Below are 17,195 nucleotides of genomic sequence, written 5' to 3' on the forward strand. Positions count from 1 at the left end.
GGGAGTGTTTTTCTAATGGTTTTGAACCTCAGACAAAATCAATCGCCGCTTTACATCAAAGTGAATGCAAATGACAACGTAGCGATTATTGTAAATGACAGAGGACTGCCGGCAGGTACTGTTTTTCCATGCGGCCTTACGCTTGAGGAATATGTTCCGCAAGGTCATAAAGTGACTTTAACTGATTTGAAACAAGGTGCTGCTATTGTACGTTACGGAGAAGTGATTGGATATGCCGACCGGCAGATCAATCGGGGATGCTGGCTGCAAGAAACTCTTGTAAGAATGCCCGCCCCTCCGGCATTAGAGGACCTGCCCATTGCAAACAGAGTGCCCGGCCCGCAGCCTTCCCTTGAAGGATATACATTTGAAGGCTATCGAAACGAGGACGGGAGCGCGGGGACAAAAAACATCCTCGGAATTACCACCAGCGTTCAATGCGTCGTCGGCGTCCTTGATTATGCGGTAAAACGCATCAAAGAAGACCTCCTTCCGAAATACCCTAACGTTGATGATGTCGTGCCGTTACATCATCAATATGGATGCGGAGTGGCGATCAATGCGCCGGATGCCGTAATCCCCATCCGCACGATTCAAAACTTGGCAAAGCATCCTAATTTCGGCGGGGAGGTAATGGCGGTCGGCTTAGGCTGTGAAAAACTCCTTCCCGAAAGAATTGTCCCTGGCGGCGAACCTGCAAATATCATTTCATTACAAGACCAGCAAGGCTTTACGAATATGATTCAATCCATAATGGAAATGGCGGAAGAGCGGTTAATTAAACTAAACAGCAGAACCCGTGTCACCTGTCCTGTTTCTGATTTGGTGATCGGCCTGCAGTGCGGTGGAAGCGATGCCTTTTCCGGCGTCACGGCCAATCCGGCGGTAGGGTATGCAGCTGATTTATTGGTTCGGGCGGGGGCGACTGTTTTATTTTCAGAAGTCACGGAAGTAAGAGATGCCATCCATTTATTAACGCCGCGGGCAATCAATGAAGAGGTCGGGCACTCACTTATTCATGAAATGAAGTGGTATGACAGCTATTTGAAGCGTGGGGAAGCGGATCGAAGCGCCAATCCATCGCCGGGCAATAAAAAAGGCGGTTTATCAAATGTGGTGGAAAAATCATTAGGATCTGTGGCGAAGTCAGGCACAAGCCCCATTTCCGGCGTGCTGGGTCCCGGTGAAAAGGCGGATCAAAAAGGGTTACTGTTCGCGGCGACTCCGGCAAGTGATTTTGTCTGCGGAACACTTCAGCTTGCGGCCGGCATGAATGTGCAGGTATTTACGACAGGAAGAGGAACGCCGTACGGTCTGGCAGCAGCGCCGGTGATTAAAGTATCAACCCGGCATTCGTTATCAGAGCAATGGGGAGATTTAATAGATGTGAATGCGGGACGAATCGCAACGGGTGAGGCGAGCATAGAAGAAATCGGCTGGGAAATATTCCGGCTGATCGTGGACGTCGCCAGCGGCCGCAAACAAACGTGGGCCGACCATTGGGGGCTTCACAATGATTTGTGTCTCTTTAATCCATCGCCGGTGACTTGATTGATTTAGATTTATGGTAGTTATCACATGGAATGTATTGTAAAATGGTCTTAACTTATAAAGAACGGAGGGGTTCTGGTATGGCATTCATAAGATTCCGTTTCACACTTTGTCACACTAATTAAATAGTGAACAGAGTCTCTGCCTGTGTGCGGGGGAATCGGGATAGGCCTGCCTATAATAAGGAGCCCTAATATTGTATGAAATAGGGGGAGGCAATGCTGCCTTCTTTTTTTGCGTCTTCAAAAATCCTTCTCCATTATCCTGAACCGCAGGCGGAGCCTTATATGTTAGCAAATAGGGAAAAGGGGAAAAGCAGATAACAATTCAGAACGAACAACAGTCCATTGAGGAAATTGTAAGACTTGCACATAAAAATGGCCTCATGGTAAATCGTGAAAGCACGCAAATTAATGAAACGGGTATGGATTTTCAAGTTGTATTTGCGGATGATGAAAACGGTGTGCCATGGGTGCTGCGAAAACCGCGCCGGCATGATGTGGTTGAAAGAGCTGCCGCAGAAGGCAATGCTCTCGCCTTTCTCCGCAAACATCTATCGGCCTCTGTACCGGATTGGCGAATTCATACACCGGAACTGATTGCTTATCCAAGGCTTGACGGAATACCCGCCGCCGGTATTGATCTAGAAGAGAAACAATATGTATGGAATATGGACCATCAGCCGCCTTCAGATCATTTTGTCCGATCGCTTGCCGGCATATTAGCTGAATTACATGGGACAGATCCAGCGGCCGCGGCTGAAGCCGGCATTGAAGTGTTAAGCCCGAACAATACCCGGCAGTCAATAGCGGAATCCATGGATAACATAAAGAGAGAGCTGGGCGTATCCGATCACCTTTGGCGAAGGTGGCAAAAGTGGATTAGTGACGATTCATACTGGCCGGGGTTCTCCGCCCTCATTCACGGCGACTTGCATCCCGCGCATATGTTGATTGGGAAAAATCAGCACGTGACAGGTCTTCTGGATTGGACGGAAGCAAAAGTCGCCGATCCGGCCAAGGATTTTGTTGCGTATCAAATGATTTTAGGCGAACAAGAAACCGCGCGCCTGCTGAGGCATTATAGTGAGGAAGGAGGAAGAAGCTGGCCGGGGATGCAGGAGCATATTACAGAAATGGAGGCTGCCTATCCGATCGATATCGCAAAGTTTGCGCTGCAGACAAAACAAGATGATCATATGGAAATGGCGCGGGAGGCGCTTGGTTTGGATAAATGAAATGATCGTTCCGGCAAGCGGGCGGTTATGAGACCGGGCGATGGCTAATCGGATTCCATTTCAGCCTCTTTTCGTTTTTCTTGAATGGTAATGAATTTATCACCAACTATGCCGGCAAACATGAAAATAAGCCAAACATAAAGATTTACAACGTGCGTACACACTAAAAATAATACTGCCAGCGCAAGAATGACACCTTTCAGCATCGACTTTTTAGCTGTAGCGTTCATATGCTTCACCTCATTGCAGTTGTAGTGATTTTTTTGAAAATGATCTCCCTATGTAATGACTGGTTTCCTTGAAACTGGTTTTCTTAAACATCAAATATGCAGTCGGCCCATATTGAAGAAAAACCAAAACGATCGAAGAAATTTGTTCGAATTGACTTCCTTCAACTGACGGAGTATTATAAATTTTACAAATAAAGAACGGATCAACAATCTGGAGGAAGAGTAAGTACGTATCAGTGTGCGGGGTCCAGAGAGTCGGTGGTTGCTGAGAACCGATCCTCCCCTGATACCGAATGGGCTTCTGAATTGCATCGCCGAAACAATAGTAGGCGCTGCCGGGATTCTCTCCCCGTTACCAAGAGAGGAGTATCGAAACTTACGTTTTCTGTACTTATGAGTGAATGGCTTTTTGAGCTGTTAATAAAGGTGGTACCGCGAAACCCTCGTCCTTTGATATGGACGGGGGTTTTTTGTGTTTTTAAAGGAGGTGACGGCCATGGAGGAAGGCTGGCGAAACACATGTACAGGAGACTTATCAATCAAAAAGGAGGAATAAGCATGGTAATCGCTTTAGATGATTTGGAATTAACTTGCCCGCATTGTAAAAGAACAGGGGAGGAAGATGGAAAGCCTTGTCCGAAATGCGACGGAAAAGGCGTCATTCTCACCGCTCAAGGAAATACCCTGCTGCATTTTATCAAAAAACATTTGAACGAATCGAGATAACGGAGGTAAGTGAGCTGAGATGAGTCAAGTTGAGGAGGGCTAGGTTCGTCAGGCTGTCATAGGAGTGGCCCTTCTGGTTTGCGGCACCGTCTGTTTCACTTCAAAGTCAATTTTGATGAAGCGGGCGTACGCTCAGGGTGCAACGTCCGCCGCGATTTTGTTATTCAGGCACAGTTATTCCCTTTGTTTTGAGTTTTAGGGCATCAAACGGATTGGAGCTGAAAGAGGAGCGATGATCTCAATGGCGGGACCGGTCATTACAATTCTGCTGAGCGCTTTGTTTCTTGGCGAGCATTTGAGCTGTATTCTATGGACGGGGTGTCTGGTTGTATTGATGGTGATTACTTTTATGGAATATAGGAAGCTGATCATAGGAAAAACATAATATGTTATATAAAAGACGCACGTTTTTGATTACACTTAATGTAATTAAACGTGTGTTTCTTATTTTAAAGAGGTTGGTGGAGAAAATGCAGCAGATTTTGCTTGTAGAGGATGACCGGTCAATCAGTGAAGTGGTTGATCATTATTTAACAAAGGAAGGGTTTCACGTAGTTCATGCTTTTGACGGCGAAGAGGGCATTCAGCTGTTTCGGCAGAATGCGTTTGATTTGATCCTGCTAGATTTGATGCTGCCTAAGCTGAATGGGATGGATTTGTTGAAAATCATAAGAGAGCAAAGCAAGATTCCGGTTTTGATCATTTCCGCTAAAGACGGTGATGTGGAAAAGGCGCTGGGTCTGGGGTTCGGCGCGGATGATTATATCGCCAAGCCGTTTTCAATGATCGAACTGTCCGCAAGAGTAAAGGCCGCAATCCGAAGAGCGACACAGTATGCCGTAAATGAACCGGCAGAAACGAATATCATTCGCGTACATGAGCTGACGCTGGATATTGAAAATGTCCTTATCACAAAAAAGGATGAAGTGATTCAGCTGACCTCAAAAGAATGGCAGATCATCAAGCTATTCTTTACTAATCCTAAAAAAGTATTTACGAGAGAACAGATCTATCGCTCGGTTTGGAATGAGGATTACTATGGCGACGAAAATATTATTAACGTTCATATGCGGCGTCTGAGAGAGAAAATTGAAGACGATCCGTCATCGCCTCAATATATCAAAACACTTTGGGGAATCGGCTATAAATTGGGAGAGTTTTAGCATGACAGCTTTATTGATTGGCGCTGTGATTATATTGGCGGTTGTCAATATGGCACAATACCAAATGAAGAGAAGCCGCGACAGGAGCCTCGAGTATATAACAAAAAAACTATACAGCCTGACCGAACAGCATTCCGCCGGGCAGATTTTGCTTCTGACTGACGATCGCAAGCTCCAGGCGCTTTTGGTGCAAATCAATCAGCTGCTGGATGATAATCAAAAAATCACAGCCCGATTTACAAGAACCGAACACTCGATGAAGCGGATGCTGACCAATATGTCACATGATCTAAAAACGCCTTTGACAGTTGTTCTGGGCTATATCGAAGCGATTCAAAATGATTCGGATCTGGCAGATGCAGAGAGAAAGGCATTATTAGAAAAACTTCACCAAAAGACATATGAAATTATCAGGCTGATGAATTCATTTTTCGACTTAGCCAAACTGGAATCCGGAGATAAAGAGATTCCGATTACAAAAATACATATCAATGAACTGTGTAAAAAGAATATCCTTTCTTACTATGACGTGGTTCAGGCGAAAGGCTATGAGGCAGCAATCGACATCCCTGACATTCCGGTGTATGCGAAGGGGAATGAAGAAGCGCTTGACCGGGTTTTTCAAAATCTGTTATCGAACGCGATTCAATATGGAGGCGACGGAAAGGTTATCGGTTTGTCGTTATCAAGCGATGAGCAGTATGTCTATATCAGCGTGTGGGACCGGGGGAAAGGAATTGGCGAACGGGAACAAGAGCGGGTATTCGAAAGGCTGTACACGCTTGAAGAATCAAGAAATAAATCATTTCAGGGGAGCGGGCTCGGCTTGACGATTACAAAAAGGCTTGTTGAACAAATGGGCGGTGCTATTGCCCTTCAAAGCAAACCATACGAACGGACAGCGTTTACCATCACATTAAAAAGAATGACGTATTAAACGTAAGATTTTCTTAAGAAAAAGGAAATAAAAATGACACCGCTCATGTCTATAATAGAAAACAGGTTCAGACGGAAGGAGAAAGATAATGACCTATACTGTGAATATCAACGGCCTGACCAAAACCTTTCAAGGCAAAGAAGTCGTATCAAATGTAAACATGCATATACGAAAAGGAGAAATATACGGATTTCTAGGACCAAACGGCGCGGGTAAAACAACCGTCATGAAAATGCTCACGAGCCTTGTAAAACCGACCGGCGGTGAGATTGAAATCCTTGGACATAAACTGACAAATACGTCATACAAAGTACTGGGCCGAATAGGCAGTATGATTGAATATCCTATTTTTTATGAAAAACTGACAGCACAAGAGAATTTAGAACTGCATTGTGAGTACATGGGTTATCACGATAAAAATTCAATTCAAGAAGTGCTCGGCATGGTGAATTTGAAAAATATTGAGGACAAGGCGGTAAAAACCTTCTCCCTCGGTATGAAGCAGCGGCTCGGCATAGCGCGGGCAATTATCACCAAGCCTGAATTGCTGATTTTAGATGAACCAATTAACGGACTTGATCCCGTCGGAATTAAGGAAATCCGACATTTGTTCCAAGTGCTGAGTAAAGAGTATGGCATGACACTGCTGATATCCAGCCATATGCTCAGTGAAATAGAGCAAATCGCCGATACAATCGGAGTGATCCGTGACGGAAGGCTGCTTGAAGAGGTTTCCATGGATAAAATTAGAGGACAAAATACGGAATACATTGAGCTGGTGACGACAAATCGGACGAAGGCGTGTTTTGTGCTTGAGAATGAACTAGGCATCGCCAATTTCAAAATATTGAATGAAAAAACCGTACGGATCTATGATTCTGACGCATCACAGGCAGCCATCTCAAAAGCACTGATTCTAAATGATATAGACATCGAGTCAATCAACAAAAAATATACCTCGCTGGAGGACTATTTCCTAAGCCTGATCAACGGTGACAGCATCAGTGCGTAAAAAGGGGCGGAGCTAATGAGGAATTTAATGAGAATCGAATTAAAGAAAATGAAGCTGGGCTGGTATGCGCGTGGAGCAATTATCGCCAATCTTATCCTTCTGGGATTTTTATGGATGGTCAGCTATGTAGAAAAAATAGAAGGCGAGGAGACCATGCAAACCATTGATGAATCGTTCCTCATCATCGGGACATTGGTCAGAGGGGTTTTCATCATCTTCGGGGCGGTATTGATTGCAAGATTAGTGATTTCGGAATTTAAAAACAAAACAATTCTTGTGCTGTTCACCTATCCGGTCAATCGAAAAAAACTGCTGGCATCCAAGCTGATGATTGCCTTCGGACTGACCTTTATCACGATTTTAATATCAAATGTATTTGTCGCTTTTGCTTTCTTTTTTTTGAACTCAATCTATCATATGATTCCCGGGGAAGTGACATCGGATATAATCTCTCAGCAAGCTGTGAAAATGGCGGTTTTCGCCTTTGGCGCCGCTGGAACAAGCTTAGTTCCCATCTTTTTTGGGATGCGTAAATACTCTGTTCCGGCAACCATTATTTCGTCTGTTATTATTGTCATGGCCATAAGTTCAACAACCTCGGAATTTTCACTATCCTCAATTGTGTATATTCCTTTATCCCTGGCTGCCGTGGGCTTAGTTTTTTCTTACTTGGCTGTCAGAAAAGTAGATAAAACGGATGTGTTATAGCGGGGTTGATAACAAAATGTTAAAACTGGTGAAATTAGAATTGAAAAAAACAACATTAGGTTGGTATTTCAAGGGCGCCGTCATTGCGAATCTATGTATTTTGGGTTTTATGTGTCTGATAGGTTCAGAGGAAAAAACAGTTTCTACCGCCAAAATGGCGTTTGCTGATACGGCCTCAACAGTATTCATACTGGGGCTCTTTGTCAGATCTGTTTATATCGTCTTTGCGGCAGTGCTCATTGCCAAACTGGTCATCGGCGAGTATAGAAATAAGACGATCACGGTTATGTTCACCTATCCCATCAGCCGAAAAAAGCTGATGACTGCCAAGCTATTGATCGTTTCCGGGCTGACCTTTGTCACTATTATCGTGTCCGAGCTGGTGCTTTCGGCCATCATTTTTAAGGTAAATGATTATTTTCATTTCAGTTCAGGTAAGCTGGCGTTCCATGCTTTGGGCGGGGAGATTGGCGCTATGCTGGTATATGCGGCTGCCGCTGCGGGGTTATGCCTTGTTCCCTTATACTTTGGAATGCGAAAACACTCTGTTTCTGCAACCATTGTCTCGTCAGTTATCTTGATGATATTGATCAGTCAAAATAGCTCAGAATTATCGTTAGCTAACATTATTTATATTCCTTTAGCCCTTGCTGCTGTCGGTATCATTATCGCTTACCGGACGATCCGAAAGACAGATCAGGAAGATGTAATGTAAAAAAGGCCGGATAAAACCGGCCTTTCAGCGTTACTCTGTTCTTTCAATGAAGCGTGGTTTGCCCAGCTCTTTACTCATCATATAGAAATGGAAGAAGTACTCCCCGATTGCCATGACAATGGCCGCAAAGAGGGCTGCCAGCGCCAGCATTCCCGGAGATAACCCCATAGAGAGCGGCATTCCCATCAGCCAGACAACGAGGAAGGCTAAGCCAAAATCAGCCAAAGTCGCTATCATATTGTTCCATTTAGGCAATACATAAAGATCCCCGAGTAAATAAGAAACAACCCCTAAGACGATCGTCATCAGCAGCGTATCGCCAAAAGTGAAATTAAAGCCTAGGCCAAGAACCAAATACAAAACAATAATTGTCATAATTCCTTTAATAGCAAGCGCTTTCACGTGAACCATATTAAACTCCTCCTCCAATCTTATATTTTGTTATGTGTATGTTTCCTCAATTCAAGAAAATTAAACCTTGTGCCGCTTTTTTATTGAAATATTTCCCATTCGGTGTTAGTGTCTTTGGTGATAAAATCCGCTTTGAAGAGGGTGATTGCAATGGAGTGCAGACAAAAAAACGGATGGATGATGTTCCTCTTATTGTTGTTAGCACTGGCCGGATGCCGACAACCATCGGCTGAACACCCGGCCACTCAAACGCCTTCATCTAAGACGTCTCCATCTGAACGGTCGGCGGATGGAATACATAAAGAGTTTATAGAAGCTGAGAGGCTTTTTGGAATTTCCGTATTTCATCACCTGATTGAACAGCAGGGCACAGAGAAAAATGTGTTTATATCTCCATACAGCATTCAGCAGGCACTTGTCATGACGGCAAATGGCGCTGATGGGGAGACAAAAGAAGAAATGAAGAACACCTTGCTTCTATCTGAAATGAAAGACAGTGAAATCAATGAAGCAGCAAACACCCTCATGAACTCCTTCCGTACTCTTTCTGATGGTGAATTGCTTGCGGCCCATTCGGTTTGGACAGGACTTGACATCAATCCGCAATTTAAACAAACGATTGAACAATATTTTGACGGGAAAGCATGTAAGCTGGGACCTCATCCTGAAAAAGCAAAGAGGAAGATCAATGAATGGGCCGCGAAAAAAACAAAAGGCCATATAGAAGATATTGCTGGCAATCTGTCCCCGAACACAATCGCTGTTTTACTAAATACAATCTACTTTCAAGGAGACTGGGCACAACCGTTTGATAAGGCAATGACCTATATTGAACCATTTTATTTACAGAACGGAGCGGAAAAGAAGCATCCGATGATGAATCAGACGGCTCTCCTCCCATACCAAGAGAACGAGCTGTTTCAAGCTGTAAAGCTTTCTTATAAGAATAAGGACTTGTCTTTTGCTGTATTTTTGCCGCAGAAAGATAAGAACCTTTCACCACTCACTGCTGCATTGACGCATGAGAATATGGAAAAATGGGAGAACCGCTGGGAAGAAAAAATGGTGAAGCTGAGTCTTCCGCGCTTTTCCTTTGAAGAAAAATACAATCTGAGAGGTATACTGGCTCAGTTGGGAATGAAAACAGCATTTGGCAAAGCTGATTTTTCAAATTTGTTTCAAGGCAAAAGCACGGATGCAAAAATCAACGATGTCAATCACCATACGTTTATCAAAACGGACGAAACAGGAACAGAAGCAGCGGCGGCGACGTCTGTAGAGATCATTGAATCCGCCTCTGAGCCTGAATTGTCACTGACGGTGAACCGTCCTTTTTTATTCGTAATAGCGGATGAAAAGACGAAAAGCATTTTATTTTTGGGGACTGTAGCAGAGCCTGCTGAGTAAAATAAAAAGTTTCTGCTGTTCACCCGTCATCTCCTTGACTGTCCAGCAATATGATGAAAGGAGGATACAGGGAGGTGACACGATGGCAGTCGTGAAAGCGTCAAGTGCGGATATCGATCTGATGGCAAGACTGCTCAGAGCGGAGGCTGAGGGTGAAGGACAGCAGGGAATGCTGCTTGTCGGAAATGTAGGGGTCAATCGGTTAAGAGCCAATTGCTCTGATTTTAAAGGACTGCGCACGATTCGGCAAATGATCTACCAGCCGCACGCATTTGAGGCGGTGACACATGGATACTTCTATCAAAGACCAAGAGAAAGTGAAAGAAGGCTGGCGCGGCGCACCATTAATGGAGAACGATTCTGGCCTGCCAAATTCAGCTTATGGTATTTTAAGCCGGGCGGGAATTGCCCTGCACAATGGTATAACCAGCCGTTGGTAGCCAGATTCAAGTCCCATTGTTTTTACCAGCCGACAGGGGAAACGTGCGAGAATGTCTATAATACATTTTAGTTCAGAAACACCGTCCGAATCGCCGGGCGGTGTTTTATTTAATGGTATCGGAAACACTGAGTGATTCATGTTTAACCGCTCAGTGTTTTTTTATTCTTTAAGAATGTGTGAAGAAAAATAGGCAAAAAGAGCAGTTGCTTAAAAGGGAATTTTACTGAAAACACGATTTTTTTCCGTGAATCGACACATTTCGATCAATGGCCTGTGAAGGTTGTCCTATTTGTCATTTTAAGGGCAAACAATACGTTTATATTTCTTTAACAAAGGTTTCCTATAATGAAGGCGATCAATGAGAAGAGAGGGGATCTTAAATGGCACATGACAGTCGTTTAGATGAGTGGGTGAAGAAGTTAAAGGAAGAAAGCTTTGAAAACAATACGTTTGACCGCCGCCGTTTTATTCAAGGGGCGGGAAAAATCGCGGGTCTTTCTCTAGGTTTAACCATTGCTCAGTCGGTCGGCGCATTTGAAGTGAATGCCGCGCCTAAGTTCTCCAGTTATCCGTTTACACTCGGTGTCGCTTCGGGAGATCCGATGTCTGATAGTGTCATTTTATGGACCCGTCTTGCGCCCGATCCGCTGAATGGCGGAGGAATGCCCAAACAGGCTGTTCCTGTGAAATGGGAGCTGGCGAAGGATGAGCATTTCCGGCGCATCGTAAAGCGCGGAACGGAAATGGCCAAGCCGAGCCTTGCGCACTCGGTCCACGTTGAAGCTGACGGTCTTCAGCCTAATCAAGTGTACTATTACCGTTTCAAAAGCGGTCACGAGTTAAGCCCTGTCGGAAAAACAAAAACCCTGCCTGCCGCGGGAGCAAATGTTTCGAAAATGACTTTTGCGTTTGCCTCCTGTCAGCAATATGAGCATGGTTATTACACGGCGTATAAACATATGGCGAAGGAAAAACTCGATTTGGTATTCCATCTCGGCGATTATATTTATGAATATGGCCCGAATGAGTACGTATCAAAAACAGGAAATGTACGCACGCACAGCAGTGCAGAAATCATTACGCTTCAAGATTACCGAAATCGCCATGCCCAATATCGTTCCGATGCGAATCTGAAATCGGCGCACGCGGCGTTTCCATGGGTTGTGACCTGGGATGATCATGAAGTGGAAAACAACTATGCCAATAAGATACCGGAAAAAGGGCAGTCCGTTGAAGCATTTGTCTTGCGCCGTGCCGCTGCTTATCAAGCGTATTACGAGCATATGCCGCTTCGCAGATCCTCTTTGCCAAACGGTCCGGACATGAAGCTTTTCCGCCATTTCTCTTATGGAAACTTGGCATCGTTCAATGTGCTCGATACACGGCAATACCGAGACGATCAAGCGAATGGCGACGGGAATAAGCCGCCTTCAGATGAATCGCTTAATCCAAACCGCACATTGCTGGGGAAAGAACAGGAAGATTGGCTGTTCAAGAACTTGGGAAGCTCAACCGCTCATTGGAATGTGCTGGCGCAGCAGATTTTCTTCGCCCAATGGAATTTCGGGACAAGCGCAAGTCCGATCTACAGCATGGATTCTTGGGATGGCTACCCGGCACAGCGCGAACGGATCGTCAATTTTATTAAAAGCAAAAATCTAAATAATATGATCGTTTTGACGGGAGATGTCCACGCGAGCTGGGCGTCGAATCTCCATACCGATTTTAATAAAACCAATTCGTCTATTTTCGGAGCCGAATTTGTCGGAACGTCTATTACATCCGGCGGGAACGGAGCGGATAAGAGAGCGGATACAGATCAAATTTTAAAACAAAATCCTCACATTAAATTTTTCAACGACTATCGGGGCTATGTCCGCTGCACAGTGACGCCCGAACAATGGAGAGCGGATTATCGGGTAGTGCCGTTTGTAACTGAACCTGGAGCATCCCTATCGACAAGAGCATCATTTGTGTATCAAAAGGATCAAACCGGATTAAGAAAAGTATCGGCAGCGGCTGTTCCGGGAGGCTTGAAGCAGTCTAATGAGGTAGAAGAAGACCGCTTCTTTGCCCATAATAAAGCCCACGAAAAACAAGTGATAAAGAAAAGAGCCAAAATAACAAAATAAGGAGCTGAATGTCATGTTTTCAAACATCGGGATACCCGGTTTAATCTTAATTTTTGTGATTGCTTTGGTTATCTTTGGACCTTCAAAGCTTCCGGAGATCGGCCGGGCGGCAGGACGGACCCTCCTTGAATTCAAAAGCGCGACAAAATCTCTCGTGTCCGGTGAAGATAAAGAAGAGGAAAAACCATCAGCTGACTTAACGGCTGTCAAAAAGGACAAACCAGCGGGCTGAATGCTGATGAGGCAGATCAATCAGTATCTGCCTCTTTACTGATTTGATAAGGAGGGCTTCCGGCATGGATAAAAAAGAAACGCATTTGATCGGACATTTGGAAGAGCTGCGAAAAAGAATCATTTTGACGTTAGCTGCATTTGTCGTGTTTTTGATTGCCGCTTTTTTATTTGTACAGGATATTTATGACTGGCTAAGCAGAGATTTGGATGGAAAACTGGCTGTTCTGGGACCGAGTGAAATTCTATGGGTGTACATGATGATTGCCGGGGTATGCGCCATTGCCGCTTCCATTCCTGTAGCGGCATTCCAGGTGTGGCGGTTTGTAGCCCCGGCGCTGACCGAAACAGAACGCAAGGTGACTCTTTTGTATATACCGGGATTATTTGCGTTATTTTTGACAGGCATTTCGTTTGGATACTTTGTGCTGTATCCGATTGTGCTTGGCTTTTTGATGAAGCTGTCGTCAGGCCATTTTGAAACAATGTTCACCGCTGATAACTATTTTCGATTTATGGTGAATTTGAGCCTGCCGTTTGGTTTTTTATTTGAGATGCCTCTGGTCGTCATGTTTTTAACCCGCCTTGGCATTTTAAACCCTCTGCGGCTGGCGAAAGCGAGAAAACTTTCTTATTTTCTCCTGATTGTGGTGTCGATTCTGATTACGCCGCCGGATTTTGTTTCTGATTTTTTGGTCATGGTTCCGCTTCTCGTCCTGTTTGAAGTAAGTGTGGCCCTGTCCGCGTTTGTCTATAAAAAGAAACTGGCCAGTGAACCATTGATGACATGACGGAATTTAATGGAGTGAACCGCCGGAAGAGCGGATGTCTGTATCATACTTTGCGGCAGTAACAGCGGCGATCCTTAGTGCCTTGACGATCATTTCAAGGCTGAGGCTCGGCGCTTGTTTATTTAAGGTTTGTTCCGGGATGTACGGGATATGGATGAAGCCGCCCTTTATCCTTGGGGAATTCTTGTTAATCTCATCCATCAGCCCATAGAATAGGTGGTTGCATACAAATGTTCCGGCAGTATGGGAAACGGCCGCAGGAACGCCGTTTTCCTTCATGTGCTCAACGATTCGTTTGATCGGCAGCCCCGTCCAGTAAGCCGCGGGACCATTTTCAGAGATGGGTTCATCAATCGGCTGATTCCCTTCGTTATCAGGAATTCGTGCATCATCAAGGTTAATCGCCACACGTTCCGGCGTGATTTGCATTCTGCCGCCTGCTTGTCCCACACAAATGACGATGTCCGGCTGATGTTTATGAATGGCCTGCCGCAGGATTTTAAGTGACTTTTTAAATACGGTAGGCACCTGTTCCGACACGATTACAGCATGCTCGGCATCCTCGCCGTTCAGCTGTTTGACAGCTTCCCACGCCGGATTTACTGTTTCACCTCCAAAAGGATCAAAGCCAGTGAGCAACACTTTTGGTTTCATACTAATTCCCCCTTTTCATCTATTTTATTGTAAATCTCTGCTTTTTAGAAATCATCTCTGAATCAATTCGAAAATACAGAAACCGGTGGGTCATTTATCAATGTTCAACAGAATCAAGCGTTAACTTTTCTTTTTTTATCGTTTGAATATTTTTGAAATGTAGCGGACAATGGGTAAAAGGAGTGGATCATATTGGAGGATCTTTCTCAGCAATATCGGTCACTGTTTCCGGTGCTGCATACGCATACTATGCTTGCGAGCTGCTCTCAAAGCGCATTGGCACTGCCGGTTTCAAGAGCTATAAAAGAGTACCATGACAGCTTACTGCAAACAGGAGCCAACTGGGATGAAGCGATTAAAAAAACAGAAAGCGCCAGAAATGAATTTGCTGTTCTGATTGGCGCGGAGCCTGAGGAGATTGCGGTCTTGCCTGCAGTTTCCGATGCAATTGTTTCGATCGCATCTGCTTTGCAAGATGGGAAAAAAAAGAAAGTGGTTTATACAGAAATAGATTTCCCCGCAGCAGCTCACATTTGGAAGGCGCAAAGAGACTATGATTTATCAGTTATTCCTTCTTCAGATGGGATGGTGCCGCTTGAGAATTATGAAGCATGTATCAGTGAAGAGACCCTGCTGACCTGTGTGCCTCACGTCAACTACTATAATGGCTTTCTTCAAGATATCAAACAAATCGCAGCCATTGCGCGGGAAAAAGGCTCGTTGTTATTTGTAGACGCCTATCAATCCGCCGGACACGTCCCGATAGATGTAAAGGAAAGCGGGATTGATATGCTGGCTGCAGGTTCACGAAAATATATGCTCGGCATTCCGGGAACCGCTTTTCTTTATGTGAGAAAAGAGCTGGCGGAACAGTTGCGGCCGAAAGCTTCAGGCTGGTTTGGCCAGCAAAGCGCGGCGGCTTTTGACTTAAACCGTTTTTCATTTGCAAGCGGAGCTAAACGTTTTGAAACAGGAACGCCGTCCTTTATCAGTTTGTATGCCGCACATGAAGGCTTGTCGCTGCTTAATGAGATAGGAGTTTCGCGTATACATGTTTATATAAAAGAGCTGAGTGCATATGCTTTTCAATACGCAAGTGAAAGAGGGCTGCGGGTGATGGGGCCGACATCCAGCGACCAGCGGCCTGGGATGATCTCCATTTATGATGAGCGGGCATCGGAGACAGCGGAACGATTGAAAAAACAAAAGATTGTTTGTGCACCGCGGAATAATGTCATCCGGCTGGCTCCTCATTTTTATAATACAAAGGATGAATTGGAGTATGTGATTGATGAGCTGGTAAATATATTTGCCTGCCGTCAATGATGCACATATCAATAAAAAAAGCAGACCCTAAAAGAGTCTGCCTTCTTATTATTGGTCTACTTTCACACGTTTAATGAAGAAAGCACAGACCAGACCGAGGATGGCCACAATCATGGCAAAGATAAATGCATGCTGCACACCTGCGGTCAGTGCTTTTGGAATGAGGGACGGATCAGCCGGATTCTTCACACCGCTCATATAATCTTGCTGTCCTGCGGCCATAATGCTGACCGCCACCGCAGTACCGATCGCGCCTGCCATTTGCTGAAGGGTATTCATAATGGCTGTGCCGTCTGGATAAAACTTCGGCGGAAGCTGGTTTAATCCATTTGTTTGCGCCGGCATCATGATCATAGAGATACCGATCATCAAACATGTATGAAGCACGATAATAACTGCCGCCGTTGACGCTGTGGTGACATTTGAGAAAAACCAGAGAACGGCTGTAACAATGACAAAACCGGGAATGACAAGCCATTTTGGTCCGTATTTATCAAACAAGCGCCCTGTAACCGGCGACATAAAACCGTTTAGAATTCCGCCGGGAAGCATCACAAGTCCTGCTGTAAATGCCGTTAAGGCCATGCCGCCTTGTAAGAACATCGGCAGCAGAAGCATGGAAGATAGAATAACCATCATACAGATGAAAACCATGAGCACGCCAAGGACAAACATCGGATAGCGGAAAGCACGAAGATTCATCATTGGCTGTTTCATCGTAAGCTGGCGGATTGAAAACAAAATAAGGGCGATTACGCCGACAGCGAGTGAGCTGATAACAATAGGACTTGACCAACCGCCAGACCCTTCACCCGCATTACTAAAGCCAAACACAACGCCTCCGAACCCAATCGTCGATAGAATAATAGAAAGGACATCAATTTTTGGTTTTGTAATTTCAGACACATTTTGCATGTAAGCAATTCCGAAAATAAGAGCCAACACAAGAAAAGGAAGAGAAATCCAAAAGATCCAATGCCAGTTAAGGTGCTCTAAAACCAAACCGGAAAACGTCGGTCCTATGGCCGGCGCAAACATAATGACAAGCCCGATCGTTCCCATGGCAGCTCCGCGTTTATGCGGCGGGAATATGACCAAAATGGTATTAAACATCAACGGTAACAGCAATCCTGTTCCGAGGGCCTGCACAATTCTTGCAATTAATAAAAATGAAAAGCTTGGTGATATCGCAGCGATCAGTGTCCCCAAAATTGAAAAGGCGAGCGATACGATAAAAAGCTGTCTGGTTGTAAACCATTGAAGGAGAAGTCCTGATACCGGAACAAGAATTCCGAGAACAAGCAAATATCCGGTCGTTAACCATTGTACGGTTGACGCCGTAATGTTCAGCTCCTTCATGAGATCGGTCAAGGCGATATTTAATGCTGTTTCACTGAACATGCCGATAAAACCGGCGAGCAGCAATGAAATCATAATAGGCATTACTTTATATTGTTTAGAAGGTGCAGCTGTTTCCAAAACGATTCTCCTCTCTATAACCGGCAATAGACCAGTCTGTATG

General features: G+C 44.9%; 18 protein-coding genes, 1 pseudogene and 1 other annotated feature. Of the genes and pseudogenes, 15 read left to right on the forward strand and 4 right to left on the reverse strand.

Going from position 1 to position 17,195, the window contains the following annotated elements:
- The first annotated feature begins 15 nt into the window (after positions 1-15).
- Together garD and AAHT65_RS08385 are read left to right on the forward strand one after the other, a co-directional pair.
- A complete protein-coding gene (garD, locus tag AAHT65_RS08380) occupies positions 16-1,551 on the forward strand; it encodes a galactarate dehydratase (RefSeq protein WP_343311331.1) in 1,536 nt (511 codons plus the stop codon).
- A gap of 319 nt (positions 1,552-1,870) precedes the next feature.
- A complete protein-coding gene (locus AAHT65_RS08385) occupies positions 1,871-2,788 on the forward strand; it encodes a macrolide 2'-phosphotransferase (protein WP_343311516.1) in 918 nt (305 codons plus the stop codon).
- A gap of 44 nt (positions 2,789-2,832) precedes the next feature.
- On the opposite strand, the gene AAHT65_RS08390 is transcribed toward AAHT65_RS08385, so the two are convergent.
- Positions 2,833-3,018, reverse strand: a complete 186-nt coding sequence (locus AAHT65_RS08390) for a hypothetical protein (protein ID WP_003327969.1) — start codon at positions 3,016-3,018, stop codon at positions 2,833-2,835.
- A 203-nt stretch (positions 3,019-3,221) separates the two neighbouring features.
- Positions 3,222-3,472 (forward strand) — a binding site (T-box leader).
- 104 nt (positions 3,473-3,576) lie between these two features.
- Here AAHT65_RS08390 and AAHT65_RS08395 point away from each other — a divergent pair.
- The 7 genes and pseudogenes from AAHT65_RS08395 to AAHT65_RS08425 all read left to right on the forward strand — a co-directional run bounded on the left by AAHT65_RS08395 (position 3,577) and on the right by AAHT65_RS08425 (position 8,279).
- Entirely contained in the window at positions 3,577-3,744 is a 168-nt protein-coding gene (locus tag AAHT65_RS08395) for a hypothetical protein (RefSeq protein ID WP_010787529.1), read from the forward strand.
- A 170-nt stretch (positions 3,745-3,914) separates the two neighbouring features.
- Positions 3,915-4,129 (forward strand): annotated as a pseudogene (locus AAHT65_RS08400) (EamA family transporter); the annotation flags it as partial.
- 97 nt (positions 4,130-4,226) lie between these two features.
- Positions 4,227-4,907, forward strand: a complete 681-nt coding sequence (locus AAHT65_RS08405; RefSeq protein WP_268369112.1) for a response regulator transcription factor — start codon at positions 4,227-4,229, stop codon at positions 4,905-4,907.
- Between the two features lies 1 nt (position 4,908).
- Positions 4,909-5,844 (forward strand): HAMP domain-containing histidine kinase, encoded by a 936-nt coding sequence (locus tag AAHT65_RS08410; protein WP_343311332.1) that lies wholly within the window; start codon positions 4,909-4,911, stop codon positions 5,842-5,844.
- An 88-nt stretch (positions 5,845-5,932) separates the two neighbouring features.
- Positions 5,933-6,856, forward strand: a complete 924-nt coding sequence (locus AAHT65_RS08415; protein ID WP_010787533.1) for an ABC transporter ATP-binding protein — start codon at positions 5,933-5,935, stop codon at positions 6,854-6,856.
- 15 nt (positions 6,857-6,871) lie between these two features.
- Positions 6,872-7,564 carry an ABC transporter permease gene (locus tag AAHT65_RS08420; RefSeq protein WP_343311333.1) on the forward strand — a complete coding sequence of 231 codons (693 nt, stop codon included), beginning with the start codon at positions 6,872-6,874 and terminating at the stop codon, positions 7,562-7,564.
- 16 nt (positions 7,565-7,580) lie between these two features.
- Positions 7,581-8,279, forward strand: coding sequence for an ABC transporter permease (locus tag AAHT65_RS08425; protein WP_010787535.1), 699 nt, complete (start codon positions 7,581-7,583; stop codon positions 8,277-8,279).
- A gap of 30 nt (positions 8,280-8,309) precedes the next feature.
- Here the strand turns inward: AAHT65_RS08425 and AAHT65_RS08430 are convergent, their stop codons facing one another.
- Entirely contained in the window at positions 8,310-8,690 is a 381-nt protein-coding gene (locus tag AAHT65_RS08430) for a DUF2512 family protein (protein WP_061669481.1), read from the reverse strand.
- A 150-nt stretch (positions 8,691-8,840) separates the two neighbouring features.
- Between AAHT65_RS08430 and AAHT65_RS08435 the strand changes: the two genes are divergently transcribed.
- The 5 genes from AAHT65_RS08435 to tatC all read left to right on the forward strand — a co-directional run bounded on the left by AAHT65_RS08435 (position 8,841) and on the right by tatC (position 13,693).
- Positions 8,841-10,097, forward strand: a complete 1,257-nt coding sequence (locus AAHT65_RS08435; protein WP_343311335.1) for a serpin family protein — start codon at positions 8,841-8,843, stop codon at positions 10,095-10,097.
- A gap of 82 nt (positions 10,098-10,179) precedes the next feature.
- The gene (locus AAHT65_RS08440) at positions 10,180-10,608 is read left to right on the forward strand and encodes a cell wall hydrolase (RefSeq protein WP_061571031.1); all 429 of its coding nucleotides are present in this window, start codon (positions 10,180-10,182) and stop codon (positions 10,606-10,608) included.
- Between the two features lie 311 nt (positions 10,609-10,919).
- A complete protein-coding gene (locus tag AAHT65_RS08445) occupies positions 10,920-12,671 on the forward strand; it encodes an alkaline phosphatase (protein ID WP_343311336.1) in 1,752 nt (583 codons plus the stop codon).
- Between the two features lie 13 nt (positions 12,672-12,684).
- A complete protein-coding gene (locus tag AAHT65_RS08450; RefSeq protein WP_003327982.1) occupies positions 12,685-12,903 on the forward strand; it encodes a twin-arginine translocase TatA/TatE family subunit in 219 nt (72 codons plus the stop codon).
- Positions 12,904-12,967: 64 nt separating this feature from the next.
- Positions 12,968-13,693: a twin-arginine translocase subunit TatC gene (gene tatC / locus AAHT65_RS08455; RefSeq protein ID WP_010787540.1), complete on the forward strand. Its 726-nt coding sequence runs from the start codon at positions 12,968-12,970 to the stop codon at positions 13,691-13,693.
- A gap of 6 nt (positions 13,694-13,699) precedes the next feature.
- On the opposite strand, the gene pcp is transcribed toward tatC, so the two are convergent.
- Complete coding sequence (gene pcp / locus AAHT65_RS08460; protein ID WP_315916328.1) at positions 13,700-14,347, reverse strand: pyroglutamyl-peptidase I; 648 nt, start codon at positions 14,345-14,347, stop codon at positions 13,700-13,702.
- 192 nt (positions 14,348-14,539) lie between these two features.
- On the opposite strand from pcp, the gene AAHT65_RS08465 reads away from it, so the two are divergent.
- Positions 14,540-15,673, forward strand: coding sequence for an aminotransferase class V-fold PLP-dependent enzyme (locus tag AAHT65_RS08465; RefSeq protein WP_425524848.1), 1,134 nt, complete (start codon positions 14,540-14,542; stop codon positions 15,671-15,673).
- 48 nt (positions 15,674-15,721) lie between these two features.
- On the opposite strand, the gene lmr(B) is transcribed toward AAHT65_RS08465, so the two are convergent.
- On the reverse strand, positions 15,722-17,158 hold the full coding sequence (gene lmr(B) / locus AAHT65_RS08470; RefSeq protein ID WP_063638858.1) for a lincomycin efflux MFS transporter Lmr(B): 1,437 nt from the start codon (positions 17,156-17,158) through the stop codon (positions 15,722-15,724).
- Positions 17,159-17,195: the final 37 nt, after the last annotated feature.

This window comes from Bacillus atrophaeus (assembly GCF_039519175.1).
GTDB classification, from domain to species: Bacteria; Bacillota; Bacilli; order Bacillales; family Bacillaceae; genus Bacillus; species Bacillus atrophaeus.

Bases quoted from the DNA above. Each gene is read 5' to 3' on its own strand.
- AAHT65_RS08390 (WP_003327969.1), bottom strand. From the start codon at position 3,018: ATGAACGCTACAGCTAAAAAGTCGATGCTGAAAGGTGTCATTCTTGCG.
- AAHT65_RS08395 (WP_010787529.1), top strand. From the start codon at position 3,577: ATGGTAATCGCTTTAGATGATTTGGAATTAACTTGCCCGCATTGTAAA.
- garD (WP_343311331.1), top strand. From the start codon at position 16: ATGGTTTTGAACCTCAGACAAAATCAATCGCCGCTTTACATCAAAGTG.
- AAHT65_RS08445 (WP_343311336.1), top strand. From the start codon at position 10,920: ATGGCACATGACAGTCGTTTAGATGAGTGGGTGAAGAAGTTAAAGGAA.
- tatC (WP_010787540.1), top strand. From the start codon at position 12,968: ATGGATAAAAAAGAAACGCATTTGATCGGACATTTGGAAGAGCTGCGA.
- AAHT65_RS08430 (WP_061669481.1), bottom strand. From the start codon at position 8,690: ATGGTTCACGTGAAAGCGCTTGCTATTAAAGGAATTATGACAATTATT.
- AAHT65_RS08425 (WP_010787535.1), top strand. From the start codon at position 7,581: ATGTTAAAACTGGTGAAATTAGAATTGAAAAAAACAACATTAGGTTGG.
- AAHT65_RS08415 (WP_010787533.1), top strand. From the start codon at position 5,933: ATGACCTATACTGTGAATATCAACGGCCTGACCAAAACCTTTCAAGGC.
- AAHT65_RS08440 (WP_061571031.1), top strand. From the start codon at position 10,180: ATGGCAGTCGTGAAAGCGTCAAGTGCGGATATCGATCTGATGGCAAGA.
- AAHT65_RS08410 (WP_343311332.1), top strand. From the start codon at position 4,909: ATGACAGCTTTATTGATTGGCGCTGTGATTATATTGGCGGTTGTCAAT.
- pcp (WP_315916328.1), bottom strand. From the start codon at position 14,347: ATGAAACCAAAAGTGTTGCTCACTGGCTTTGATCCTTTTGGAGGTGAA.
- AAHT65_RS08435 (WP_343311335.1), top strand. From the start codon at position 8,841: ATGGAGTGCAGACAAAAAAACGGATGGATGATGTTCCTCTTATTGTTG.
- AAHT65_RS08420 (WP_343311333.1), top strand. From the start codon at position 6,872: ATGAGGAATTTAATGAGAATCGAATTAAAGAAAATGAAGCTGGGCTGG.
- AAHT65_RS08450 (WP_003327982.1), top strand. From the start codon at position 12,685: ATGTTTTCAAACATCGGGATACCCGGTTTAATCTTAATTTTTGTGATT.